Below are 26137 nucleotides of genomic sequence, written 5' to 3'. Positions count from 1 at the left end.
AGAAGATGTTTTACGGACGATAGTATATCTCTTACTACATACCACGGATTGCCGTTACTATTGCCGATGAGGCTACGATATCTGGTGCTACGTTCTCGTCTCATCTCGGTCGAATCACCAGAAAAGTGCCCGCTCTCGCCTTTGCTGACGAGAGATGAGAGCTATCCGGGGAGGAAAATGTTGATGAGTGCAACGACGATACCGGCGATTCCCATCCGAATCCCGGCGACATACCACCGCTGACGCGATATCGACGCCATGTACGCGCCAAAGGCGAACAGAACGCCGCACGCGATTGCAACCGAGAGAATGGTTGCGTGGAGCAATGAGAGTGCTGCGCCCTGAAACAGAAACGGAACGAGCGGCACCACGAGCCCACATAACGGGCCGAGACCGCTCATGAGGGCATTGATGACCTGGTTGCTGGTCTTATCGCGCTCAATCCGCGTGTCGCTCAGGTCGGTGAGCATTGCATCCTCCAAATCGTGTAGTTCTGCGCGCATCTCGGCGCGTTCGATCTCCCAAACGCTCCAGACACCTGAGGTCGTCAGTCCGACAGCGCCACCGAGTCCGATCGCAATGACCTGAAACCCATCCGAGACACCGGAGAGATACGCGCTGACGGTAACACCGACGCCAGTCAGAGCGCCGTCAAATCCATTCGAGACGAAGTATCGTCTCGCGATGGGTCCAATCCTATCATCGATACGTTCCAAAAGGGACGTCGAGTTTTCCGCCCCCATCAGTCCTGAGGCGTGGGTGCATCTTCGACGAGGTGCTCTCCACAAACGACCTGATCGACCGAGTGGATCGTTCCTCCTGCATCTTTGACAGACGTTCTGACATCGTCGTACACGATTCCATCGCCTTCGAGCGTAAGTTTCAAATTTTTAACTTCTTGGTCAAGTTCGATGAGTGTCGCGTTGACAGCAGCGACGTTGCTCGTCCCAGCGATGTGTTGAGCGAATTCGATTGTCGGCGGTTCGTGCGGTTTCAGTACATCGATAACCAGTCGCTTTACAGGTGCCATCATACTATCTTACAATGCACAGTTTAAAGTTCATTTGGTGGACGAACATCGGAAAAATTGGATGTGAATCGATACTTCAGGATAATTCGGCACTATTAGCGTTCTGTGTGAGATCAGTGAGACAGGGATGTTAAGCAAGGCTACGTTCGAGATATTCCATCGCAAGGAGGCGATTTCCATCGAGGTCCACATAGGAGAACGCGTCAGTACCAGCGGCGACATGTGCACTCGTAGGGATCCCCATAGCACTTTCGAGCAGACAACCGATCATGAGGTCTATATTTGCACCTTGAGCAATAGCGATAATATCCGCAGCAGTGAGCGATCCTGACTTACCTATTTTTATATTTGTGATATCTGGGTCATACTGGACTTCGACTTGGATTGCATCTTGTGGCGTAAAGTCACTCCCGTCAGCAGCGATGGGAACATTGACTGCCTCTCGAAACAATCTCTTGACTCTGCCCTCGTGGAGCTATTGCACCTCGTAGGTTAGAACCGCGAAAACATCGCCGAGTTTCTGCATGCTAGCCAGTTTCAGAGGCGGAGTGGTAATCTCACGCGGTAATAGTGGTGCACCTGAACCGAGCGTGACGGGAGCAACACTGAGAATGATCTCGTCGAGTAGATCGTGATCATAGAATTGCCCGACAAGTTCACCCCCACCGACAAGCCAAATATTCTTGCCGTCTGCGGCTTTCACCATATCCGCATGGACGGGTGCAACATCTCCCTGCACGAAGTGAATGTCTGCGCCATCGACCTTCGGTAAGTTCCGACTGCTGAATACCCACGCTGGAATCTCATACGGCCACTTTTCCGGGTCCTCGCGTACGTTTTCATGCTCGATGATCCACTCGTATGTCGTCGAGCCCATAGCCAAGGCACCAACCTGCTCTACGAACTGTGAGAAGTCCTCATCCACGCCGTCGATTTCCTCTATTTCTCCAAATTGGAACAGCCAGTCGAGTGAGTTATCCTCATCGGCGAGATACCCGTCGATGCTTGTTGATGTATAGTATTGGGTCTTCATCGCTTCAATCGCCGTTTAGAAAGCGATCTGGCAACATAAAGACTACCTACCATCAGCCAACCACGTATCATCTTACATCACCATGAGTGTCACACTGACGGAACGGCATCTGCGGTCAGCTAACCGAAATCACTTTTGCCACTTCATGTGGTCTTTTTGCTGTCTACGGCAGCCAATCGGCATAGCACGGAAGATTAGATCTGGTTAGAGTCCCGTTAATCGATTACCCTCGATCAATCGATGGCTCAAGCGAGATTGACGGCGTGGACCTCGTGGGTTGACGCACCGTATAGAACTCTCATCCAAAAACCGATCCACTACGATTCTTCTAGTGTATCTATCCAACTAATACTAAAAAAGAGCAGTCGGAATATTCTGCTGTATTATAAACTTATTTATCCCATCTCGAAAGAACTCGACTATGTCCCTCAATCATTCGATTGGCGCGCTTCTGGTTCGCTTGGCGGTTGGCAGTATTATGGTCGTCCACGGTGCTGGAAAAATGTTCTCGGCCGGTCCAGCCGCGATGCCGATGACTCAGTTTACGGGATTTCTCGCCAATCTCGGTATTCCTGCACCATCTGTCGTCGCATGGGTCGTTGCACTCGTTGAACTCGTCGGCGGTCTCTGTATTCTGGTGGGCTTTCTCACGCGGTTTGCCGCACTCGCGGTTGCGATCAATATGTTCGTTGCGACGTTCCTCGTCCATCTTCCGGAAGGATTCTCCGACTCAGAACTCACGATCGTGCTATGTTTGGTTTCGTTGGCTCTCATGTCGATTGGGGCGGGTAACCTATCGGTAGACGAAACCGTGGTCGATGACCGGTCGACTTCGATGTTACCGATCGGTGAATAACTGATCGATTAGTCTCTTTTACCGGATTCTGTACGCCGAATCCCATTTCTAGTGGCTCGAATTGCTAAGGCCACAACCCCCGTGCTTCGTGAGCTTCGGCGATTCGTGAGAGGGCGACAATATAGGCTGCATCGCGCCACGTGACATCACGCTGTTCGAACTCCGATCGAACCGCATTCCAGGCAGCTTCCATTTCCGCTGCGAGTTCGTCGTTCACCCGTTCAAGCGACCATGCTCGGCGATTGATGTCCTGAAGCCACTCGAAGTAGCTCACCGTGACTCCGCCAGCATTGGCGAGAATATCGGGCACAACTGCGACGTCGCGCTCGGCGAGAATCGAATCGGCCGTGGACGTCGTCGGACCGTTCGCACCCTCGACGACGAAATCCGCGGCGATCGCTTCCGCGTTCTCCTTCGTGATCACGTTTCCAAGCGCGGCTGGAATGAGTACGTCGACGTCGAGGGTGAGCAACTCGTCGTTCGAAATGACGTCGTCCGCGTATTTGGTGACGGCCTCTGGCTCTTCGTCGTGAGAGGGAACCGAAGCCGTATCGATTCCCTCTGGGTCGTACATCGCACCGTTCACGTCACTGACTGCGACGACAGTCGCTCCCCAGTCGTCGAGTAGTCGTGCAGCATTCGCACCGACACTCCCGTAACCCTGAATCGCGACTGTCGTTTCATCGAGTTGGCGGTCGTAGTGCTCGCAAACCAGTTGCGTGATGATCGCCACACTCCGTCCCGGAGCTTCTTCACGGCCTTCACTGCCACCGACGACTGGTGGCTTGCCGGTGACGACACCCGGTGTCGTTTCGCCTTCCTGCATCGAGTAGGCGTCCATCAACCACGCCATCGTTTGGGGATCCGTCCCCATGTCTGGGGCTGGGATATCCTGGTTGGGGCCGATAACGTCCCGAAGTTCCTGTGCGAACCGTCTGGTGAGTCGCTCTTTCTCCGCCGAACTCAGCTCCTTGGGGTTAACGGCAACACCACCCTTGGCACCACCGAACGGGAGATCCATGACAGCGCACTTCCAGGTCATCCACATGCCGAGTCCGACACACTCGTCCCGGGTCACTTCGGGATGGTATCGGAGCCCACCTTTGAATGGCCCTCTGACACTGTCGTGTTGTGCTCGATAGCCGGTGAACACCTCAACAGTTCCGTCGTCTCGTTTGATCGGAACCGTTACTTCGTGAACCTTTTTTGGAAACTTGAGTCGTTCGACGATACTGGGATCGATATCGAGATAATTAGCAGCATGATACAGCTGTCGACGGGCCGTTTCGAGTGCGGATTCGGATGTGGATGACCCTGACGGCGTCTCTCCGGACTCGTCGTGGCTGCTATTGGATGTCGATGCCATCGTTATTCAAGGGGTGTCTGTCGATTTCGCATCGGTCCGCTGCAGTCTGGGCACGAGACTGGGTTGCTATCAACAATGATGATATTCCCACATTCGAAGCACTCGTACGGACGTTCCGCGTCTGGATTGGTTTCGACATCTCTCATAGTAGATCAAGAGCACCGACAGGCGTTCTGGGGCACTCTACAAGAGCGTAATAAGTGTATGAGGGAATATTCGGGTGTTAATTACCAAACTCTCCACAGAGGGAGTGGTTTGTTATTTAACCTGCCCTGAAGAGGGCGTGACGGCGAGGTTATTCTCTTCGAAGAGTGTCGTAAACAGTTTGCGCTGAACTGTGCGTGCATGCGTATAGAAGGCAGGTGGAGAGATTCCAAGTGTTCTCGCGATATCCTCTCCCGTGCTTTCGCGTGGCGACTCGAAGAAGCCACTGTAGTAAGCTGTCTGAATCACCTCGAGCTGTCGCTCGGTCAGCTTTTCGAGAAACTTCGAGTAGAGGTCGTGTTCGATCGCTTGGTCGAGAGTCCGCTTGGAGAGGAGTTCGACACTGGAGAATGACTCACGGACGAGTCGTGTGATCGTTCTGACGTCGATACTATCCGGGATATCGATGACGAGCGTTGTGGTGGTCGAACCGGCAGTCGCCTCTCGGAAGACAGCACCGTGATCGGCTAATTCTAAGGCGAGAAACGGCTGTGTGAGCCGCAACCGAAGGACGCCACCCGTACCATCTGCACTGATTTGCTGTACGTCGTCGATTGCGACCAGCTGTGATGCGGCTTTAGCGACATCCTCCGGAGACGCATCTTCGACCGTGACGAACACGTAACTTCCCTCGGTGGATTGCTGAACACCACCTTGATACGAGAGAGTGCACGCCGTGTCCTTCGCAAGTCGTGAAAGGATGAACGTCGAGTCGTCGATGGCGAACTCGACGCGGGTCATCGACGTCGTGAGCAGTGCGTTCTTCCGTTCGATCGCACTGAGTGCCGACGCGATGGTTTCGCCGAGCTCGGCTAGGACGGCCTTTGCGGTGTCGTCGAACGCCTCTTGTGTCGGTGCATAGACCGTCAATACGCCGTGTCTGAGCTCGTTGTATACGAGCGGGATACTCAACACCGAGAGATAGTCGCGGGTGAGTGCGTCCTTTCGCCATGCTTCGTCGCGAAGGCCAGCAGCGACGTTAGATATCATCGTCACGTCGCCGGCAGCCGCGGTTTGTCCGGCGGGGTCCGTCCCTGAGGCTGCGACAGTGAATCGCTGGCTATCCAGATACCCCTGATTGACCCCTGCCCAGGCTCGAGGGTCGACGGTGTCGGTCGTTGGATCGACCGTCCCGATCCAGGCGAACCTGAATCGATCGTCGGCGGTCAGCAGCTCACAGACGGTATGGTCGATTTCTTCGCGTGTTTCAGCCTGTACGAGGGCTTGATCGATCTCTCGAATCGTCTCGTTGATGCGATTCAAGGCAGTCAGTTGTTCGTTTTGTGTCTGGAGTGTCCGGTCTTGCTCCCGGAGCCGTGATTCCCGCGTGATGCGGTCGAGGGCTGCTTCAGCAGTCGCCGCGATCAAATCCGCCAATTCTCTGGTCACATCGTCAAAGATCCCGACTTCGTTCGAGCCCGCGATGAACACACCGTGGTTCCCAAGTGGAATGTAAACCGCACTTCGGAGGTCTGTCGCCCGATTTTCGAGCCGGTCAGCGTCGTGGACGTCGTCGAAGAATAGCGACTCGTCCTCGACGAAACTGTAACTCGGGAGGGTTTCGCTGTTGGTATGTATGGTTGGGAGCGGTCCATACAGTTCTTTCATCCGCGCGGAACGTGCTGCAGGTCTGAGCTCGTTGGCATCAGCATCGAAGAGATAGACGGCACTCGCATCGAAATTGAGCACACCGGGCGTGTCATCGATAACGTGCTGGGCGATTTCCTGGTGGGTTTCGGCATACAGAAAATCCCGGGCAGTCTCGTGGAGTGTTGCAAGTGCCTCCTCCCGTTGCTTGCGCTTTGTGATGTCTCGACAGCTAATGAGGAGGGTTCCGTCCTGAATCGAGACTTCGCGAACGTTGACCAAAAGCGTGTGTTCACGACCGGCTTTGTCCGTCGCCGTCGTTTCGATATTCTTGAGGACGCCTTTCTTTGCGAGTTCGTCGCGGTCGAAAAGGTCCTCGCCGAGGAGTTCGTCGATGGGGCCTAGTTCACGAATCTCTGCAGCCGTGTACCCGAAGATGAAGTGAACGTTGGGACAGACGTAGGTGTATTCCCCGACTTCGTCCGTAATGAGGACGGTATCGGTCATGTTGTTGAGCGTTACTCGGTGGAGTTCCTCGGATTGACGGAGGTCCCGCTCGAGATCGACGCGATCCGTGATATCGACGCCTTCAACGACGATTGAGACGAGATTGCCGCGTTCGTTCTCAACCGGACGAACGGAGAGATCGATCACGCGCGAGTCGTCGATATAGGGCGGCTGAGAGACGACGACATTACCGAATGTACCGTCACGTGCGTTTTCTACAATCTGTCGGACTTCCACTTCTGTCGCGTCGGTCTGTGACCACCATGGAAGTGTCCAGAATGGCTCGCCGACGATGGTTTCGACGTCCTCATTTATCATTTCCCGTGCCGTCTGGTTCACCCGGGTGAGGGCGCCATCCGTATCGAGCACCCACGTCGCCGTCCGCGAATCGCTGAAGATCGCATCGAACTGTCTGGCGCGTTCCCGTAAGGTGGCCGATCGCTGTGCGGATCGGACTGCCCGTTCGGTTCGATCGAATAGCTCGTCAACCATCTGTTCGGTTGAATCCGTCCGTGCGATGTAGTCAGTGACCCTGGCCCCGATAGCCTCGCTAGCGATGGCCTCACTTCCGGACGTCGTGCCGAGGATCACTGGGAGTGCGGTGGTCTCCTTACGGATCGCTCTGAGGAGTTCGATGCCGGTCGTCTCTTTTAGCGTGTATTCGCTGATGAGGCAGTCGATGGTCTGCGACTGGAAGACCGCAAGCGCCTTCGATTTGGTCTGAACTCGTTGCGTAGTTGCATCGGTTCGTGTTTTGAGCAACGTAGCGAATCGTGTGATCCACTCGCTCGTTCCGACGAGCAAGACGTCCGATGAATCGAGGATGGTTGTGGAAGATGGCACTATTCGGTACCCACGTGTCTGCGGAAGGACGGTCGGATGCCGGTTCGGACCCAGCTTTGCTGTTTAGAAACGAGATACATATTCGACGCTTGTTAACTATCTAACCTCCCAAAGACAAAGACGTTTATTATACCCTCTGATGTGATTTCTCGCGATTGGCAACGATCGATCGGCTTTGAAGTTCGAAATCATCCTTAGGAGTATGCAATCGTTCCTTCGGAGATAATCGACGGATATGCATTGGACGGGATTTTTAACGTTTCGAGGTAGCACCTATGTTACCAGCAGACAGTTTCCAGTGGACGTTGTAATTCGCTGAAACGAAGTGAGTGGTGAGAACTAGTTTCATCTACATCGAAAGTAGCAGCTTACATTCTAAATACGCTTCAAAGACACTCTGTACCTGGCGTGATGTACTGCTAGTTTAGGATGTTTGCTCCCGTATAGGGGGTCAATATGACCACGAGTACCACCGAACGATCGGCGCAGACCGATGCTCGAATGAAAGCCGTCGTGGCCACTAAATACGGGTCCCCCGATGTACTTCGAGTTACAGAGGTCGCAAAACCGACACCCAAAGACGACGAGATACTGATTCGGATCAATGCAACGACGGTTAGCCCATCGGATTCCGCCTTTCGGCAAGGCAAGCCGTTTCTAGTGCGGTTCTTCAGTGGCCTCAGCAAACCGGACTCCATCCTGGGTGATGTACTAGCTGGGGAGGTCGAAGCAGTAGGTAGTGACGTCACACGATTTGCTGAAGGCGATCGGGTGTTTGGAACAGCTGCTCCCGACAGTGGTGCGCACGCTGAATACATTTGTCTCCCCGAAGACGGGGCGCTTGCAGCATTGCCGTCTAATATGAGTGATGGCGAAGCTGCCGCCGTCTGTGATGGAGCACTCACGGCAATGGGGTTTCTTCGAGATACGGCTGATATTCACCGTGGTCAATCGATCCTCATCAACGGGGCATCCGGATCGATCGGAACCTTTGCGATCCAGCTTGCCAAGCACTTCGGGGCGGAGGTCACGGGCGTCTGTAGTACGAGAAACAATGAGTTGGTCAAATCGCTCGGTGCCGATACGGTCATTGACTATACACAGACGGATTTCACGACGATGGGTGAAAAATATGATATCATATTCGACGCAGTAGGCAAGAGTTCGTATTCGCGGTGCAAAGAGTCGCTCACACGAGACGGAATGTACCTGACGACGGTTCCGTCATCTGCAATCCTGTTCCGGATGGGATGGACAAAGCTATTCGGCAGCAAACGGGCGGTCTTCACCGCTACCGGGTTGAAATCACCGGACGAAAAGGCCGCTCATCTTCGGTTCCTGAGAAAACTCATCGAGGCGGGAGAACTCCATTCCGTGATCGATAGACAGTATTCGTTGGACGATATCGCCGACGCTCACCGATATGTCGATACAGGGCACAAACGAGGGAACGTCGTCATTTCAGTTGGTGAGTAAGATATCAAATATGGATTCCGGAATCTAAAGAGTGGATCTGTACGCAGTACATACTCCAGAATATGATCCCCCTCAGGTAGTCGGGTGTCGATGCGAGAATTTTGGTTCCAAGGCTATGTTTTCTTCACTCTCGATCTTTCTGATCACCATCTGCGCGCAATTTATTTCAAAAATAAAAAATTTAAAATTAGTAAAAATTTGATGAATTAATCTATAGGGCGTTAATTCTGGATTCAAACGTCTGAATATAAGGTGTTAGCGCTATTCGAAATTTGTAATCCTCTTCCGATACTCGTCTCATACTAATCGATTAGTTCTCCACATATGGGTTATTATTAATAATATAGTTTCCACCATGCCCAAATATTTGGGAAGCTCTATTACATTTTAAATTTCTCGTTCTCACATATTGTAAACGGAGTTTTGATCTATATTCCATCTCAAATTCGCAATTTTCCATCGTAACGTTTCTTTTCGTCTACATTCATTGATTCACAAATTGTAAATACTGTGTATTGGTATCGTTTCCCTATGGTCTCTAGTTCTTCCCCAAGCCGACCGCTAAAAACGATTGAAACTGCTGTTGATATTGTTGACACGATTCAACGAAGGGAAGGTGCAGACATCCAAGAACTCGCTCAGGAGTTTAGCTTAGCACAGAGTACGATTCACGGGTATGTGAAGACACTCGAAAATCGTGGATACCTTACCTATGAAGATGGTGCGTACCACGTTGGTTTGGAATTTCTAAATAAAGGTGGACATGCTCGCAAACGAAAGCGTGAATATGACTTTATAATCAACAAGTTAGAGGATTTAGCTGAGCGAACAGGTGAACGGGTTCAATTTATCGTCGAGGAAAATGGTCGAGGATATTATATCCATACATCTATTGGTGAAAATGCTGTCCATGTCGATGCTCACATCGGAAAGAAAATTCATCTTCATGCAAGTTCAGCAGGTAAAGCAATTCTTGCACATCTACCTAAAGAACGAGTTCATCAAATTCTTGATCGCTGGGGAATGCCTGACTATACTCAACAAACGATCACGAATCGAGATGAATTACTGACCGAACTTCGGTCAATTCGCGATACTGGATATGCGACGAGCGAACAAGAATCAATAACGGGACTTCGTGCGGTTGGTACGCCAATTCAGCCACATGAAGACGAACCGATCGGAGCGATTAGTTTCTCAGGACCCGCACATCGTCTGACCGGGGATTGGTTTGATGAAGAAATTCCTAATATTGTGCTCGGTGTTGCAAACGAAATTGAGCTAGATCTAAAGTATCAGTAGCTCTTTTACGATATCCGAATTTTTATTATGTAAACATGTGTCTCAGTATGGGAAATCTTTAAACGTTAGTTCTCAATTGACCGTGGGTGTTGATGACTGGTACCAAGTACCCACTCTCACGGCGAAAATTTTTGGCCGGAACGGTAGCAAGCAGTACCTTCCTCGCAGGATGCTCAGGAAGTACTGGGAATTCGGAATTCCCGAGTAAAGACATGAACTATATTGTGCCATTCAGTCAAGGTGGTGGCACTGATACCTATGCTCGAAAAGTAGTCCCCGAAATCGGCAACGAACTCGGTGTTGGCATCGCAATCGAGAACGTCCCTGGGGCAGCCTCCCTAAAGGGATCCGGGGAAATTCTCAAATCAAAACCAAACGGTTACACGTTCGGTGGTTTTAATCCCCCCTCGACACCGATTTCGTATCTCGTTCACGATCCGAGTTGGGATATCACGAATCTCGTTCCAGTTGCAACGTACGCTCGGACTCCTTACGCGATTTTTGCACGTCCCGAACTCGAGATAGAGGGGTTGAAGGATTTAGCAAATCGGTATAAATCCGGTGACCTTTCCAAGTTTTCCGGGCTCGCTCGTGGTGGGATTGTTCATATTGCAGCCAATGTGATGCAACAAGAGTATAATCTGAACTACGAGAAGTATATCGGGTATGATGGTGGAGGTCCAGCCATCAAAGCCGCCATTTCTGGTGAAGTGCCTGTCGTAGCAACGACGGATACTGCTGCGATGAGTGCTGTCGAATCTGGCGATCTGGAACCGATCTCGATTTTGTCGAGTGAGGGAAGTAACGTCTTCAAGAATGCACCATCGCCATCGGACGAGGGGCTGCCGAGCATTGATTATATTGGTCAATTGACCCGCTGTATGTTCCTTCCGAAAGGGACTGATACAAAAAAGCGAGATACGATTGAAAACGCTGTAAAATCAGCCCTGCAGAGTGATTCGGTACAAAAATGGTCGGAAAACACTGGCAACGTAATCGAATTTGGTGATCATAAGGCGGCGAAGAAAGCACTCACGGAATCTATTGAAATCATTCCAAAGAAAGTGAACATCAACAAGGTAGCAAATGAATAACAAGATGAAACAAAATACTCCCACAAAAGATTACGATGTCGTTGTCGTTGGAAGCGGAACTGCTGGACTTGTTGCCGGACTTCGTGCAGCTGAACTGGATCACTCTGTTGCAGTGTTAGAAAAGGCGCCTGAGAAACACCAAGGTGGCCATACACGGTTTAGTGAATCTTTTCGAGTTCCATCCGTCGGGACGAAGCTGGAACAATACGGCTATGAATTCGCCGTTGACGATTACACGAAAGAGGATTTCTACCGTGATATCATGAACCAGACCAATGGAAAGGCAGATGATGAGTTGGCGACTGTCCTCGTCGAGAATGCTGGTGAGACCGTAGAGTGGCTAACTGCCGCAGGTGTCGATTGGCGAATGGAGCCACTTGCAGTGGGCTACACTGCTGCTCGAACGTGGTTTGATGGTGAAAAATATGTCGCGACACTCACCGAGGCTGCTGAAAATGAAGGAGCTGATTTCTGGTTTGAAACGGAAGCAGTAGCGCTTCATCGCTCATCAAGTGGGGAGGTCGTTGGGGTTACTGCACGGGGACCTGATGGCAAAATTAGATTCAACAGTAATGCGGTCATCTTAGCAGCAGGTGACTATGGCTCAAGCGATGAAAAACGCGTCCGCTATTATGGTCGTGGTTACGATGAAATGAATGTCAGGGGCAGCCGGTATAACACGGGAGAAGCCTTAATGATGGCAGAGTCGGCGGGTGCAAATCTCGTTGGCCAGTGGGGTGGTGCTCATATGGCACTCATTGATGCAGCATCTCCGGATGTAGAAGGTGGTGCTAATCGTGTTGACGGCTATCAATATGGTGTCATCCTCAATGATCATGGTGAGCGGTTTGTGGATGAAGGTGAAGACGCCCGAGCACACACGTACGCGAAATTTGGTCGTCTCATCTTCGAACAGCCGAATCATGTCGCTTACATCGTACTTGACTCGAAAATCCATGATCTAGTACGAGCAACCGGCCCATCAAATCCGATTCGTGCAGATACCTTCGAAGAGCTTCTCGAAGCCACTGGATGTAGCGATCCGAGAACCGGTGTCGAAACGATACGCGAGTTTAACGATTCGTGTAACCCTGACGAGTTCGAGCCAAAGACGCTTGACGGAAACAGTACCACTGGACTTTCGCCGGAAAAGTCGAACTGGGCAATCCCAATCGATGAGCCACCATATTATGCGTATGCCGTAACTGGAGGTATCACCTTCAGCTTCGGCGGTGTGAAAATCGATACTGACGGGACCGTTATCGACACTGCCGATCGATCTATCCTCGGCCTGTATGCTGCAGGAAATAGCACTGGTGAATTGTTCTATGACAACTACCCCGGTGGGACAGCGCAAACGAATGCAGCAGTCTACGGAAAGATCGCTGCAGAATCAGCAAGCCAGTACATACAGTCATGAGCAACGAAGAAAATACAAAAATAATCGAACGCAACCCGGTGACACCTATCGTAGATGTAATCCAGGCGATTGATGGCGAACCAGTGTTCTTCTGGTTGCTCATTGGTACTGCTGGATACATGTTCGTCGCTGCTGGGGATTTTTCCGCTTCAGCGCGTCTATTTCCACGTCTAACGGCCGGAACAATACTCATTGCAGGCGTACTGAAACTGGTGGTGACTCATCTCGGCATTGGCCTGAAGCGGAGTGAAAAAGTAGTGCTCAGTGGAGGCCATTCCGAATCGGAATCCGATGAGGAGATATCTATCGAATCGATGGTTGTCCTCGGCCTCTTGATCGGAGGCTATGTGCTTGGTGGATTCGTTGTAGGATTGTTTTGGATGACGCCACTCTTCGTCTTCCTATACCTCCTGTACAATAAACAACCTCTCTGGAAGGTAATCGCCCTTACAGCAATCATGACCAGCGTCGCTTACGGATTCATGATCATAATGAATCTAGACCTCATGACGGGAGGATTCTGATGGCTGATATTGGTCTTCTCGCCGATGCGACGAGAATGGTCTTTAGCTGGCCAAATATCATGCTCATTCTGCTGGGCGTTCTCATCGGGATACTCGGTGGTGCGCTACCGGGCGTTGGTGGCGCACTGACCGTTGCTATCGCGATGCCATTTACGCTGCAGATGCAGAGTACGAGTGCAATCATCTTCCTCATGGCGATCTATAACGGGGTAATGTATGGGGGCAGTATCTCGTCGATCCTGTTCAACGTCCCTGGTGACTCGTCGGCGGCTGCAACGACGCTTGAGGGTTATCCGATGACAAAACAAGGGCGTGCAATCGACGCGCTCACGATCTCGGCGCTCTCATCTGGGCTTGGAGACCTCTTTGGTGCGATTGTGATCATTCTGCTGATGCCAGTGATGGTCACCTTGGTGTTGATGTTCGGAACACCGGAGTACTTCTTGGTCGCAATATTCGGGCTGTCACTCATCATCGTCGTCTCTGATGGATCGTTCCTCAAGGACATGATGGCGGGTGGATTCGGCGCCTTGATAGCCACCGTCGGTGTTGCACCGATGTCGGTGACCGAACGATACACCTTCGGAATGCTCGGTCTCTATGATGGCGTCAATTTCGTCGCCGCACTCATCGGTATTTTTGCCATTTCCGAGATGCTCCGCCTCAGTCTTCGAGATGGCAGTATCTCTCGGGAGGGTGATGTCGATGTCAGCGGAAGCGTGAAATCAGGTGTCAAAAAAGTGATTTCACATCCAATTACGCTACTCAAATCGTCCAGTATTGGGCTATTGGTTGGTGCAATTCCTGGTTCCGGTGGCTCTGTTTCGACGTTCATCGCGTATGGTGAAGCAAAACGGGCTAGCAAGGATCCGGACGAGTTCGGAAGCGGTGCCGAAGACGGCGTCATTGCCACGGAGTCAGCCAACAACGCAACCGTGAGTGGCGCATTGATACCAACTCTGACGTTTGGAATCCCTGGGAGTACGACAACCGCGGTACTCATTGGGGCGCTCATGTTACATGGGTTGCGTCCAGGGCCCGCGCTGTTCGACGAACAAATTGGACTTACCTATTCAATCTTCACGACGCTCATCCTCTGCGGTTTCGTGATTATCGTCTTCGGACTTCTCGTGGTACGATGGGCAGGATACATCACGACGATCAACACCGATCTGATCATTCCGATTATCGTTTGTCTGTCGCTTTTGGGCACCTACTCCCTTCATTCGAACTACATCGACGTCTTTGTCGTCTTGATAATGGGCGTTGTCGGATATCTGATGGAGTCCTATGATTACTCACTCGTAGCATTCCTCTTAGGGCTCATCCTCGGGCCAATCGCCGAGGAAAACCTGTATCGGTCACTCCAACTGAGTGGAGGAAGCTTTGAAATTTTCTTAGCAACCCCGCTCAGAATCGCGCTCGTCGTAATGATTTTGCTCGTAATCGCTGGGCCCTATGTGCGACCCTTATTCGATCAATTGCATCGGCAAACAACTAATCAGTAATTCAACAATAAATCCTCTTTCGAACGATAATAACAATGTCTCAAGAGACAATTCGCTGTGCGTTGGTACGGGGCGGTACAAGTAAGGGAGTCTTGGTCTCTAGTCGTGAACTTCCCACGACGAACCACGATGAGGCGATACTCTCGCTCTTCGGGAGCCATGAACCACGACAAGTCGATGGTCTCGGTGGTGCTACTTCCACGACATCGAAACTGATGATCGTTTCCCCGAGTTCACGGCCTACTGTGGACGTCGACTACACCTTCGGGCAAGTCGGTGTTACGGAGCCACTGATCGATTACGGAGGCAACTGTGGCAATATGACGACAGCAGTCGGGCCGTTTGCGTACGACGAAGGGCTCATCGAAGCAGTTCCCGACGATGATGGGCGTGTATCGCTCTCGCTCTACAATACGAACACAGAGACGGCACTCGAACAGTCGTTTCCAGTTCACGACTCAAAAACAGTATCGTCCGGTTCGTTCTCTATCGAGGGTGTTCCCGGAAACGGTGCCCGTGTCGATACGACGTTTCTCGATCCAGGTGGATCGAAAACAGGATCGCTCTTTCCACTTGGAGGGCCGACGGTACCGATCGAAACCGCATTCGAACGAATCGAAGCAACGGTACTAGATGTGACGACGCCCGTCGTTTTCCTTCAGGCGTCTGACCTCAATCTGAGTGGAACCGAAGCGCCAGAACAAGTGGACAACGATCAGCAGCTTCTCGAACGAATCGAACGGATTCGGGCCCACGTTTGTGCTGAGCTTGGACTCGTCGCTGACCCCGACGACGCAACACAGGAATCCCCTGGTTTTCCGAAGCTTGCATTCGTTTCTGAACCTCAATCGTATGAAACAGAATCTGGACGCGTTGTCGACGATCAAATCGACGTTAGCGCCCGTATCATGAGCATGCAATATCTCCACCCAATCTATGCAGTGACTGGTGCGGCATGTACGGCAGCAGCAACGTTGCTTCCTGGAACAATTCCGAATACAGTTGCGACACCAGCAGGAAGCGAAGTGGTACTCGGTCATCCACAAGGGACTATGTCCGTCTCAGCCACTGTTGAAAACGGAACAGTTCGGTCAGTAACTATATCGCGGACACAACGACGTCTTATGGAGGGGACAGCGTTCTATACGGTCAGAAAGTAATTTTCACACGCTGTGATGGTCGTTTGCTAATACGATAGCCATCGCTTTTGTCCGTACAGCCGTGGTGGGTCACCACTTTTCGGTAGCTGGGCTATGCGACCATTACATCATTAGTCTGATAACCACCGATCGTGTTAGAAATGCCAGACCCTCATTCATAGACGCACTCGTAGCGAACTCGGACGAGGTCAATAATATCGCGGTGTGTGGGTAGCTAATTTGAGAAGCACCATTGCTAGTTCCTGTTGGCTAGTCCATCCTGGTAGTACGTTCGCGCTCGATTCATTCGCCAGCGATCCACTAATCGAGTGCAATTTCGTCGCTGATGAATCCAACCTCTGCGATCCGCTGGATTGGGGTTGTATGTGATTGCTCCGGGATATTGTATTCCGCTCACTTCTACGTACAATAGGATTGTACGCTCGATCGCCACGAAGGATGTCTCAAATCACAACCCACTCAGAAGTAGCAATACCGTATAGACCGTTCCGCCAGTCACGAAAGCCCGAAACCGAATCTTACGCTCCCCCGGAAGTCCCTCTCTGGTCACGTTAAGAACGACACCGCCAGCCAAAAAAGCAAACAGAATTGCAACCACGGCATCATTGAATTTAACCAAAACTCCAATCGTCGCTCCAATCGCTGTTGCTACTGCCAGTATCCACCGGCCGATATGATCATATAATTCGCTATGGATTTCGCGGAGGCCATAATCGGTTTCCATGAAGTGAAGCCCCATCGCGATAGCGAAGAAGACCAGACTGTCCAGACCCGGCTGGTGCCGGTGGAAGAGTAGATATCCAATAAGACAACTATAGAAGGCAAAGGGACCCAATTGTACCCAGAAGGTACCTGCATTCCCCTGACCGTTCTGGCTGTCGCCAAAATGTATGGGTGAATCTTGAACATATTGTTCGAGTCCATAGAACAGGGTAAACCCAGCAAGAGCAACAACATAGACGTGCTGTTCAGAAATCACGTAAAACGGGTCTGCTTGCTTTACAGTTCGGCTCCCCTCACTGAGTTCAGGAAATACGTGAACAAATACAAACGCTGCCGAAGCACCACCTGCAAATGAGAGCCAGCGGCTTCGGGAGAGCATATCCAACAGATTGAGTCGGCTTATAAATAGCGGAATTAGAACTAATAGAAAAGCGCAGAACGATGGACGAACGACTGTTTCAGGGGGCAGTTCGAACATCGAATACCGTCCATACGTCGTTCCATATGCCCTTCATAGCTTCCCATCTCGTGGGCTATCCTCTAGTAAAGACTTGATATGACTTCTGATTGAATAAGCGATGGATCGTGTATCAAGTAGTACAGCCAGCGTTCGACCCATTCTGTAGAATTCGAGGTATGTTATGCCACCGTGCGCGTCTGATACTCAGATAATGAGATCTGAGCCTCTGTCCATACTGAGCAAGGATAGCTGAATTAAGAACATAGATAGAGCACGTTGAGTGTTTTGCGACCGGCCCATGCCAGTCTTTCTTTCTAATGTAGCGTATCCTCGTCACTGTTTGTGGAGCTGCCACCGCTGAAACAGCATACTCACTCCGTCATCGTCTACGTGGAACTCTACCGGCACCTGTTTCCCAGTGTCAGTGATAAATGAGTACTGATAGTCGTCCGATTGTAGCCGCTTGGGATAGACGTAGTGATCGGCTGACCACCCTGGATCGTCGAACGAAATATTGAGGCCGCCATCGTTCTTTGAGACGGTTGCCGTTCGAATATCATGATACGATGCATATTCTCCGAGCAACGGTTCTGCTTTCTGCTCAAGCATATACGTTGGTACCACTGCTGATGGCGGTTCATCCTGTGTAATGGCGAGAAGCGCCTTGCCTAAATCAGAGGGACGTTTCTCGGGAGCGGTATTGCACATCGTTACGACACCGATCCCAGTGTCGGCTAGATAGCCAAACCAGGCTGTCGTCGTCCCCATCATCCCACCGTGGTTTACCAGTGTATCGTCAAGAAATGCCTCGACGGCGACGCCATACCCGTATCCCTGTTCACGCTCGTCAAGATATTCCTCACGTGTTGCATATGGCTTGGTCATCGAGTCGATCGATTCCGATGAGAGTATCTCTTGATTGTCGAACGTTCCTTCCCGAAGGAACATCTGGAGATAGTTCGCCATCTCCGTGACCGAACTAATCATTCCGCCCGCGGCATACAGTCGTTCATCGAACGCTAGCTTACCCTCGACGGCTGTTCCATCCTCCCGGTTGTATGGTGTCATTCGATTTTCTACTGCCTCGAAGTCCGTTTTGGAAAACAACGACCGAGTCATCGCCAATGGTTCGAGGATCCGATCACGAATATACCCTGCATACGATTGCTCAGTGACTGATTCGATGACTTCGCCGAGGAGATAATAGCCCGTGTTATAGTAGAAAAACCGGTCACGATCGGTCAGTCGTTCATCGACGGATCCCTCGATATGTCGTCGAAAATCGTCATCACTGCTTAATGGCTGATTTGGATCCTGCTCACTGCGGCCTGTGAGACGTGTGATGAGGGCTGAAAGACTGCCGTCACTGGGCATTCCCGACGAATGTGTGAGTAGCTCATGAATCGTGATTGGGTCGGCGTTGACTTCACGGAGGTGGGGTAGATAGGTATCGACGGAATCATCGAGTGTGAGCTGTCCGTCTTCAGCCAACTGCAAGATCGCTACAGTGGTAATCGATTTCGTGCAAGAACCGATACCATAGAGCGTCTCTGGCGTCGCTGGTGCATTTGTTTCCAGGTTCCGTGCCCCAAACCCGTTGGTATAGAGGACATCTGTCTTGTCGACAATCGCCACGCTTACACCCGGAACACCTTCGTCACGAACCCACTGACTTACAAATGATTCGACGTCGCGGGTGGTTTCTGCTGAAAGGGGAGTAGTTGCCATCGTTTGAGATGGACGTAGTGGTCATGTAAATCATTAGCTCGAAGCAAACGACGTCGATACAAATGGTTCCCCTCTGCGGTCATAGCCGCCGAGATGATAGCTAATTATCCCCTCTGAAATGCGTTCGCAGGCAAAGTAATGACTGCAGAATGTCGACGTGGCTCCGAAGTTTCGATTTAGAGAAACGCGTTGGGGTGGAAATTTCGTCCTTGATACTTCGCTACATCGTTGTCATTTGTCGATATCGACGGTAGTCGATTATAACGGTAAATAGAGGGAATCGGAGAGTGACATTATTAATAACTTCTCGAATTCGTATAGTAGTAGTTATTAACTAGAAGATCAACGTTAACAACGAATCAATGACGACACTCACTCGAAGACGTGCTCTTGAGATCGGAACTGCGATGATCACAAGCGGAGCCGTTTCTGGTTGCCTCGGTGCCTCTTCCGGCAACGATACTGAGAGTCAGACGACGGTTCGAACATCATTTTTTGTTTTGACTGATTTCGCGCGAAATGTCACGGAAGACGCCACGACCGTCGAAAGTTTGGTTCCAATCGGGCAGCACGGCCATGGGTGGGAGCCATCGGCGCAAGTGCAGAGGGACGCACTCCAATCCGACGCCCTCGTCTACATGGGTGAGGGATTTCAGCCGTGGGCCGACAAGATGGTGGAGAACGTGAAATCCGAACGCCCCGAAAGCACCATTATCGAGGCCAGACACGACATCGACCTCCTATCTCCGCCGAGCCATGAAGAAAAACAAAGCAAACACCACGAGGAGGAAGGCGGACACAACGAAAACCACGGGGACGAAACTGACTCCGGAACGGACGAAGGAAACCACGATCATGGGACAGACGAAGAGAAACACAACCATGGGACGAGTGACCCCCACTTTTGGCTCGACCCGCAACGGGCGAAAGAGGCAGTTACAACGATCGAAGACGGTCTTTCGAAAGTAGACGGCCTCTCCGATGATGTGCTCGCCGAAAACGCGACGAACTACCGAAATCAACTGGACGAACTCGATGCAAAATTCCAATCCGAACTCGAATCGAGGAAGCAAGGCACAGTTCTCGTCGCAGGACACAACGCCTTCCAGTATCTCGGCGAGCGATATGACTTCGAAATTCATGCGCTAACTGGACTCGCGCCGGATGCCTCGCCGAGTCCTGCGGACGTTCGACGTGCGCAAAAACTCGTTGAGGAACACGGCATCGAGCACATCCTCGCGCCGGTGTTCGAGTCTAACAGGGCCGCGAAACAACTCGTTTCGGAAACCAACGCAAAAGACCACTTGCCAGTTACGCCAATACCCGGTGTCACCGAGGAATGGAATAAGAAAGGATGGGGCTACATCGAAATCATGGAACGGGTCAATCTCCCCTCTCTGAAAACGGCCCTTGGTGTGAAATGACGGCCATCGAAATCGAAGAGATGTCGTTCGGATACGGTGATCGCCCCGTGCTTTCGAACGTTTCGTTAGTGGTTGAAAACGGCGAGTTTCTCGGACTCGTTGGACCGAACGGATCGGGAAAGAGCACGTTGTTGGAACTCGTCCTCGGCCTATACGAACCAGACGAGGGGTCGGTTCGTCTGTTTGGCCAGCCGCCTCAAGAGGGACGAAAGGATGGACGGGTCGGCTACGTCGCGCAGGACGTGGCGGCGGTTTCGGGAATGCCGGTGACGGTTAGAGAGATCGTCGCCGCAGGTCGGAGTTCTCACCTCGGGTTCGGTTTCGCTGGGGAGAAAGATCGAAGAGCCATCGAACACGCCTTGGAAATTGTTGGAATCGCCAACCTCGCGGATCGTCGGGTCGGCCGACTCTCCGGCGGCCAGCAACAGCGTACATTCATTGCTCGCGCGGTGGCTGCCGACGCAGAGATTCTTGTGTTGGACGAACCAACCGTCGGTGTCGATGCCGAATCTCGCAAGGAGTTTTACGCCCTTCTGCACGACCTGAACGAGGACGGCTTGACAGTCATTCTCGTGGAGCACGACATTGGCGTCGTCACCGAACACGCGGACAAAGTTGCCTGCCTGAACCGAATGCTATACTTCCACGGGAACACGGACGAGTTCGAAGCCAGTGACGTGCTGACCGACGCGTACGGTGCAAATCAGCGCCGACTTCACCACGACCATGATTGATCTTGGGGAGATGCTGAGCTATCGGTTCATGCGCCTTGCGCTTGTGGCCGGACTTTGTGTCGGTCTTGTTGCACCTCTCGTGGGCTCATTTCTCGTCCACAGGGGAATGGCCCTCATCGGCGACACGTTGGCTCACTCGGCCTTTGCAGGAGTTGCGGTTGGGCTGTTCCTTGGAAGCCTGAACGTCGTTGTGTCACCGTATCTTACCGCGCTGGTAGTCTCGGTGGTTGCGGCATTGGCAATTCAAGCGCTCGCGGAGCACACCGACGCGTACGGTGACGTATCGATGGCAATTGTGCTATCGGCTGGATTCGCCCTCGGAAGCGTCCTGATCAGTGTATCTGACGGTGGTATCGCGGTGGGTATCGACCAGTATCTGTTTGGCAGTTTGGCGACAGTCACGTTCAAAAACGTCCAGGTGATGGTTGCGCTGTCGGCGTTGGTGGTCGGTGTCGTCAGCGTGACGCGGCGACAACTGTTCGCCGTCACGTTCGACGAGACGGCGGCCCGTGTGTCCGGAATTCCGGTACGACGGTACAATCGATTGCTCGTCGTGTTGACCTCGTTGGTCGTCGTCGCGGCCATGCAGATAATGGGTGTCATCCTCGTTGCGGCGATGCTGGTCGTTCCCGTTGCTGCCGCGGCGCAGGTCGCACAGAGTTTCCGCCAGTCGATTGTCCTAGGCGTAATCATCGGCGAAATCGCCGTTATCATTGGAATCACGCTCTCGTATGCCTACGGACTGGCTGCTGGCGGAACGATCGTGCTGGTCGCAATTTTCGTGTTCGTGTTGATGGTTCTCATCTTTCGGTGACAATTCTTCAGTCCCTGTCTTGGGAAATCACGTGTCGATTGGGGAGGTCGCATGGTGCGAATGATAGACGGATATCGTGATCTAGAAGCTGTCTGTGAGGGATTGTGATCGTGGGTTGATCGGCTAGAACGTTGGGCGGTTGATCCGAACGAGTTGGTGATCTCGAATCTTTGAATTGGGAAGTAATCGAGAAAGTTGAATAGATATCCCGCTATTGGTTGCGTTCGATTTGGGCGAGCATTTCGAGACGTTCTTCAGTTGGTGGGTGAGTTGTAAAGAGCCAGCGACGGAACCGATGGAGGCGTTTTCGGAGCCACCAATACGACGGTTCGATGTCACCCTCCGGCCCGAGCATTACTTTTTCCAATTCTCTCGGTTCGAGTGGGAGAATCGACAACGACGAAACACCTGAAACTTCTCGGAGATCGCGCTCAGGCGTTTCACTGATTTCCTGATCGAGTCGCTTGAGTGCACTGGCTAAGGCAATCGGAGATCCAGTCACCTCGACAGCTGACCGATCTGCCGCTAGCTCTCTGGTTCTGGAAAAACGAGCCATGATTGCTCTTCCAACCGTCCAGACAATATTCGACAGAAATGCAAGAGGGATCGTTATGATTGCGCCCCATCCCATGTCCTTTAGCTGCCCAAATCGTGTATTCAGACCGTCAGTAAGGATTCGCGATCGCAATCCATCAGCGAGAACAATAGGGAGCGACACGACCGTTATGACCATTGCATCCCGGTTTTTCACATGAGCAAGTTCATGTGCAATTACTGCCTCCATCTCCTCTTGTTTGCTTAGTGTATTGATGGCTCCAAGTGAAAGTACTAAATGGATATTTTCCGGTCGGAAGCCGACGGCTAGTGCCTCGGGAGCAGTACGCTCTGAGATAGCGATTGTCGGCACAGGAATATCGAGTTGAGCAGCGACCCGTGTTGCCGTTTTGTATAATTCCGGTGCCGTTTCTCGATCTACTGGTTGGGCATCTGCAAGCCGCTCGATTGTCTCGAGATGTGTGTACTCGAGATAGCCAATTGTCAACAGCGTCATAACAGTAATACCGAACGCTATCTGCATGGCAGACGCCATGTCCAACAAAACGAGGATGCCGTAGAAGACCGCCCAAACTCCCATGAGGAATCCACCTGTGACGAGGAACAGTCCAACGATGGCGGCGATCATTCCTGCTTGAAGTCTGGTCGGTCTAGAAATCACGGTAGCTAAATGCAAGTCGTAGTTCTAAAATATTCGTATTTTCACGTCCATCAACGATATAGCTCTTTGTTGACATATGATGACAGCGAGACGCGAACTGCTGCGGATGCGTTTTCTCGATTGGTCGTTGCTCGGTTGTACATTACCCCATTGATCGTTGCAAAGATGTGTTCCGCAATTCGTGTGGCATCGACGTTTCGAAATTCGCCTTCGTCAATCCCTCGATCAATGATCTTTTCGAGGTGGTCTACGATTCGGTCATCGATCTCCGTAAACTGTTCACGGAACTCCTCGTCTTTTACTGCCTGTGCACGGAGTTCGACCATTGCAGCTCGTAGTTGGCTCTCATCATCGTCAAGTTGTAACGGAAGAAGCGTCTCTATGAATCGTTCAAGTTCCTGACTTGGAGGTTCGTCATTATCCGTATAGATATTCGATTCTAATTGATCGGTTACGTACTCCAGAAATGATAGTAAGAGGTCCTCTTTCGAGTCATAATGATAATACAGGGAGGCTTTCGATTGGTCCAATTCGGAGGCTATCCGCGAAATAGAGAGTTGTGCATACCCATATCGGAGTAGTGCACGATGCGTTGATTCCATAATCCGTTCTTCGGATTTGCTCCACTCTCTTCCAGATGAATCCGATGTCATCATTTCGCCCACACTTTCATCGGTATCACTTTTTCTTCTATCTACCGAATGGGTATTTGATGGCAAAAACACTTCGCTGGAACGGCGAGGGGGAGATTACCTATTGATAATTTGTAACAGCTGTTTATGACTCGAGGAGAAATTCACACCGTTACATTCAACCTTTGTTGTACCTGCGTTTGACAGTCTAACGAAGACAAATCCCGGATACCGTCTTTGCTGAACGGTCGGTAAGTAGGATATGAAAGATCGAAATCCCCAATTCGACGTGCGACCTCCAAACGAACCTAGATCAGTCGAGCGACGGTGCCATCGCGTGAATACTGATGTATTGGGCTTACAGAGCAACTGTTAGGTTTCTATTTCTCTAGATAGCAGGGGAGGGATTGGAGACCGAATGGAGTCGCTTGAGGAGACAGATCAGAGAGATCTGGTTCGACGACTTCGAATCGATCGAGAAGCCTCTCAAGAGCGATATCCGCTTCTAATCGAGCGAGGGGTGCCCCTAAGCAGATGTGAATGCCTCCCCCGAACGAAATATGACGATTCGGTTTTCGCTCGGGACGGAACTCCTCAGGAGCATCAAACGTTGCTGGGTCGTGGTTTGCAGATCCGGTCCACGCAGTAACCAACTCGCCTTTTCGAATCTCCTTGCCGCCGATTTCCACGGGTTGCGTCGTTCTTCGTACTAGAGACTGCGCGGGAGACCGGTAGCGAAGGACCTCCTCGATCGCTTGCTTTCGATCGATTGCCCCCGAACGGATATCGTCGATTAGATCGAATTCTTCGAAACACCAGAGGGCGTTCGTGATGAGGTTGATCGTCGTGACGTTCCCCGCGACGAGGATTCCGTGGCAGAAAGTAACCTTCTCTTTGTGACTCAAGTCGTCGTTTGTCGCGGCAATCGTAATCAGGTCGCTGCCATCCCCGTCGGCGCGTTCATGAACTAGTTCTGAGAAATATTGACTCATCTCCCGAATCGCCGTTTCCTGCTCTTCGGGGGTTGCCATCTCATCGTCATCAGTTCGAGGGGGCACACGTAAGGACGCGTCGGACCATTCGATGAACTGTTCGTAGTCTTCGATCGGAAGCCCTAGCGACTCCGCAATAATAGTGACTGGATACGGATGTGCGAACTCCGAGATGATATCGACGTTCCCCGGCTCGATCTCATCGATAAGCTCGTCAGCGATCTCTTCGAAACGTGGCCGTTTTTCTCTCAACGTGCGCGGAGAGAACCAATTACTCGCGAAATTACGGAGGCGTCCGTGTTCGGGTGGATCCTCCGTAAACATCGACTTCCCTTCGGTGGTATTGCCAAAAGTAGTGGTATACGTTTCGTGATCGCGAAGGATGGCATTGACGTCTTCATAACGGAATACGTCCCACCGATTACGCTCCTCATCGTATCGCACGGGTTGTTCTTGACGCATCTCGGCGTACCAACTCGGTCTACGGAGCTGTGCCTTATCTGTGGACAATTCTTCAGGCTGCGGCTGGTGCAATGGATCCTGAATCACACCGTCTTGGTCTGAGGATGCCATGTGTTTACTGAACGTTCGGTAGAATATCAATCCATTGGTTAAATAACAAATGTATAACTAACGTATTTTATGTGTTACATCTATTTTAGATAGCGTCTATAATATATCCCACTCTCAACTGTGTATCTCTCATAGTGATACACGATCAATTCCCGCAAAAATGGTATCTTCGCAGTCATTCCTCAGTGAACCAGTTCTAACGTTACTACACAACCATAGTGGGTTACAGCCTCTCGATAGCCAAGTCGTGTGACCATCACGTCATTCGTTTTGGCGTTCTTCGCGTGCCCGAGGGCATTGCAGGTACTTGCCCTCAACGTGCTGACTCTCAGAACGCTTTTCACGGATATTCACGAGTTCGGTGTTCTGTTCCGAACATTATACAGTTTCGAAGGTCTGCGTTATCTCAAGAGAAAAACTGATTTAGGCCACTTTGTTGCATTCACAAATGCCGCTCAACTCTATCGACAGTGCTCGATGTCCCGAGTGTGATAGCACGATTACGACTGATGACGACGTCGGGTTTCTCCAGACCAGTGAGACGAAGAACGGGTCCTCTGGACTGGTCGTTTGTCCCCACTGTGATCGTGTCATCGGTGGTGTTGCATCGGCTTCCTACGATAGCATCCTGTTCTAAATCGAGTTCCCAATCCAGCGTCATCGGGCGTGGGATCCTCTGTCGTTTACCGCGGGGAGAGTTTCACGTGCTACTATGTTGCTGGAACCACTGTGCCAACTCCTGTTGAAACCGCTTAAACTACAGAATATCGTCTTGAAGGACGTCAATATAGATCACTGAAAGGTGGATCTCTCCTGTAACATCTCGTGAGTAGATGATGTGAACAGTGTCGTTAGAACCAAATCGCGCTCTCCAGACGGTGACTTCTCGATCGACTCGATCACATAATTCCGATCACAGATGCGGTAGCCG

The 26137-nt window shown here is 51.4% G+C and carries 24 protein-coding genes; 12 read left to right on the top strand and 12 right to left on the bottom strand.

Annotated elements, in window-relative coordinates:
* Positions 1–161: 161 nt before the first annotated feature.
* From OOF89_RS21420 to OOF89_RS21410, 4 genes are all read right to left on the bottom strand, one after another.
* Positions 162–743, bottom strand: coding sequence for a VIT1/CCC1 transporter family protein (locus OOF89_RS21420; protein ID WP_266081860.1), 582 nt, complete (start codon positions 741–743; stop codon positions 162–164).
* On the bottom strand, positions 743–1030 hold the full coding sequence (locus tag OOF89_RS21415; RefSeq protein WP_266082808.1) for a DUF211 domain-containing protein: 288 nt from the start codon (positions 1028–1030) through the stop codon (positions 743–745). The genes OOF89_RS21420 and OOF89_RS21415 overlap by 1 nt, the downstream gene beginning before the upstream one ends.
* A gap of 130 nt (positions 1031–1160) precedes the next feature.
* Positions 1161–1481: an enolase C-terminal domain-like protein gene (locus tag OOF89_RS24580; protein ID WP_328517204.1), complete on the bottom strand. Its 321-nt coding sequence runs from the start codon at positions 1479–1481 to the stop codon at positions 1161–1163.
* A gap of 24 nt (positions 1482–1505) precedes the next feature.
* On the bottom strand, positions 1506–2063 hold the full coding sequence (locus OOF89_RS21410) for a dihydrofolate reductase family protein (protein ID WP_266081858.1): 558 nt from the start codon (positions 2061–2063) through the stop codon (positions 1506–1508).
* A gap of 421 nt (positions 2064–2484) precedes the next feature.
* Between OOF89_RS21410 and OOF89_RS21405 the strand changes: the two genes are divergently transcribed.
* Positions 2485–2919 carry a DoxX family protein gene (locus tag OOF89_RS21405; RefSeq protein WP_266081856.1) on the top strand — a complete coding sequence of 145 codons (435 nt, stop codon included), beginning with the start codon at positions 2485–2487 and terminating at the stop codon, positions 2917–2919.
* A 64-nt stretch (positions 2920–2983) separates the two neighbouring features.
* On the opposite strand, the gene gdhB is transcribed toward OOF89_RS21405, so the two are convergent.
* The 3 genes from gdhB to OOF89_RS21390 all read right to left on the bottom strand — a co-directional run bounded on the left by gdhB (position 2984) and on the right by OOF89_RS21390 (position 7426).
* Positions 2984–4291: a glutamate dehydrogenase GdhB gene (gdhB, locus tag OOF89_RS21400; RefSeq protein WP_266082806.1), complete on the bottom strand. Its 1308-nt coding sequence runs from the start codon at positions 4289–4291 to the stop codon at positions 2984–2986.
* Positions 4288–4431, bottom strand: a complete 144-nt coding sequence (locus OOF89_RS21395) for a rubrerythrin-like domain-containing protein (protein WP_266081854.1) — start codon at positions 4429–4431, stop codon at positions 4288–4290. The genes gdhB and OOF89_RS21395 overlap by 4 nt, the downstream gene beginning before the upstream one ends.
* 112 nt (positions 4432–4543) lie before the next feature.
* On the bottom strand, positions 4544–7426 hold the full coding sequence (locus OOF89_RS21390; protein WP_266082784.1) for a bacterio-opsin activator domain-containing protein: 2883 nt from the start codon (positions 7424–7426) through the stop codon (positions 4544–4546).
* Positions 7427–7882: 456 nt separating this feature from the next.
* Between OOF89_RS21390 and OOF89_RS21385 the strand changes: the two genes are divergently transcribed.
* From OOF89_RS21385 to OOF89_RS21355, 7 genes are all read left to right on the top strand, one after another.
* Positions 7883–8902 carry an NAD(P)-dependent alcohol dehydrogenase gene (locus OOF89_RS21385; protein WP_266082782.1) on the top strand — a complete coding sequence of 340 codons (1020 nt, stop codon included), beginning with the start codon at positions 7883–7885 and terminating at the stop codon, positions 8900–8902.
* 531 nt (positions 8903–9433) lie between these two features.
* Entirely contained in the window at positions 9434–10204 is a 771-nt protein-coding gene (locus tag OOF89_RS21380; protein ID WP_266082780.1) for an IclR family transcriptional regulator, read from the top strand.
* 212 nt (positions 10205–10416) lie between these two features.
* Positions 10417–11298: a Bug family tripartite tricarboxylate transporter substrate binding protein gene (locus OOF89_RS21375; RefSeq protein ID WP_266082778.1), complete on the top strand. Its 882-nt coding sequence runs from the start codon at positions 10417–10419 to the stop codon at positions 11296–11298.
* On the top strand, positions 11291–12718 hold the full coding sequence (gene tcuA, locus OOF89_RS21370; RefSeq protein WP_266082776.1) for an FAD-dependent tricarballylate dehydrogenase TcuA: 1428 nt from the start codon (positions 11291–11293) through the stop codon (positions 12716–12718). The genes OOF89_RS21375 and tcuA overlap by 8 nt, the downstream gene beginning before the upstream one ends.
* Entirely contained in the window at positions 12715–13242 is a 528-nt protein-coding gene (locus tag OOF89_RS21365; RefSeq protein WP_266082774.1) for a tripartite tricarboxylate transporter TctB family protein, read from the top strand. The genes tcuA and OOF89_RS21365 overlap by 4 nt, the downstream gene beginning before the upstream one ends.
* On the top strand, positions 13242–14750 hold the full coding sequence (locus OOF89_RS21360) for a tripartite tricarboxylate transporter permease (protein ID WP_266082773.1): 1509 nt from the start codon (positions 13242–13244) through the stop codon (positions 14748–14750). The genes OOF89_RS21365 and OOF89_RS21360 overlap by 1 nt, the downstream gene beginning before the upstream one ends.
* A 35-nt stretch (positions 14751–14785) precedes the next feature.
* Positions 14786–15910 (top strand): PrpF domain-containing protein, encoded by a 1125-nt coding sequence (locus tag OOF89_RS21355; RefSeq protein ID WP_266082770.1) that lies wholly within the window; start codon positions 14786–14788, stop codon positions 15908–15910.
* A 448-nt stretch (positions 15911–16358) separates the two neighbouring features.
* Here OOF89_RS21355 and OOF89_RS21350 read toward each other — a convergent pair whose 3' ends face one another.
* A complete protein-coding gene (locus tag OOF89_RS21350; protein ID WP_266082768.1) occupies positions 16359–17111 on the bottom strand; it encodes a hypothetical protein in 753 nt (250 codons plus the stop codon).
* Positions 17112–17426: 315 nt separating this feature from the next.
* Positions 17427–18821, bottom strand: a complete 1395-nt coding sequence (locus tag OOF89_RS21345) for a serine hydrolase (RefSeq protein ID WP_266082766.1) — start codon at positions 18819–18821, stop codon at positions 17427–17429.
* A gap of 362 nt (positions 18822–19183) precedes the next feature.
* Here OOF89_RS21345 and OOF89_RS21340 point away from each other — a divergent pair, with 362 nt between their 5' ends.
* The 3 genes from OOF89_RS21340 to OOF89_RS21330 are packed head-to-tail and all read left to right on the top strand — an operon-like array spanning position 19184 to position 21793.
* Entirely contained in the window at positions 19184–20245 is a 1062-nt protein-coding gene (locus tag OOF89_RS21340; RefSeq protein WP_266082763.1) for a metal ABC transporter substrate-binding protein, read from the top strand.
* Positions 20242–20979: a metal ABC transporter ATP-binding protein gene (locus tag OOF89_RS21335; RefSeq protein ID WP_266082761.1), complete on the top strand. Its 738-nt coding sequence runs from the start codon at positions 20242–20244 to the stop codon at positions 20977–20979. Before OOF89_RS21340 ends, OOF89_RS21335 begins: the two co-directional genes overlap by 4 nt.
* Positions 20972–21793, top strand: coding sequence for a metal ABC transporter permease (locus OOF89_RS21330; RefSeq protein WP_266082759.1), 822 nt, complete (start codon positions 20972–20974; stop codon positions 21791–21793). The genes OOF89_RS21335 and OOF89_RS21330 overlap by 8 nt, the downstream gene beginning before the upstream one ends.
* A gap of 211 nt (positions 21794–22004) precedes the next feature.
* On the opposite strand, the gene OOF89_RS21325 is transcribed toward OOF89_RS21330, so the two are convergent.
* From OOF89_RS21325 to OOF89_RS21315, 3 genes are all read right to left on the bottom strand, one after another.
* Positions 22005–22976, bottom strand: a complete 972-nt coding sequence (locus OOF89_RS21325) for a M48 family metallopeptidase (RefSeq protein WP_266082804.1) — start codon at positions 22974–22976, stop codon at positions 22005–22007.
* An 83-nt stretch (positions 22977–23059) separates the two neighbouring features.
* A complete protein-coding gene (locus tag OOF89_RS21320) occupies positions 23060–23662 on the bottom strand; it encodes a TetR/AcrR family transcriptional regulator (protein ID WP_266082757.1) in 603 nt (200 codons plus the stop codon).
* A 359-nt stretch (positions 23663–24021) separates the two neighbouring features.
* Entirely contained in the window at positions 24022–25206 is a 1185-nt protein-coding gene (locus OOF89_RS21315; protein WP_266082755.1) for a cytochrome P450, read from the bottom strand.
* Between the two features lie 448 nt (positions 25207–25654).
* On the opposite strand from OOF89_RS21315, the gene OOF89_RS21310 reads away from it, so the two are divergent.
* Positions 25655–25843, top strand: coding sequence for a hypothetical protein (locus OOF89_RS21310; RefSeq protein WP_266082753.1), 189 nt, complete (start codon positions 25655–25657; stop codon positions 25841–25843).
* Positions 25844–26137 lie beyond the last annotated feature (294 nt).

Origin of the sequence: Haladaptatus caseinilyticus, assembly GCF_026248685.1 — an archaeon.
GTDB lineage: Archaea > Halobacteriota > Halobacteria > Halobacteriales > Haladaptataceae > Haladaptatus > Haladaptatus caseinilyticus.
Note: the sequence above shows the minus strand (reverse complement) of the source record. Positions and strands in the feature narration are given on the sequence as shown.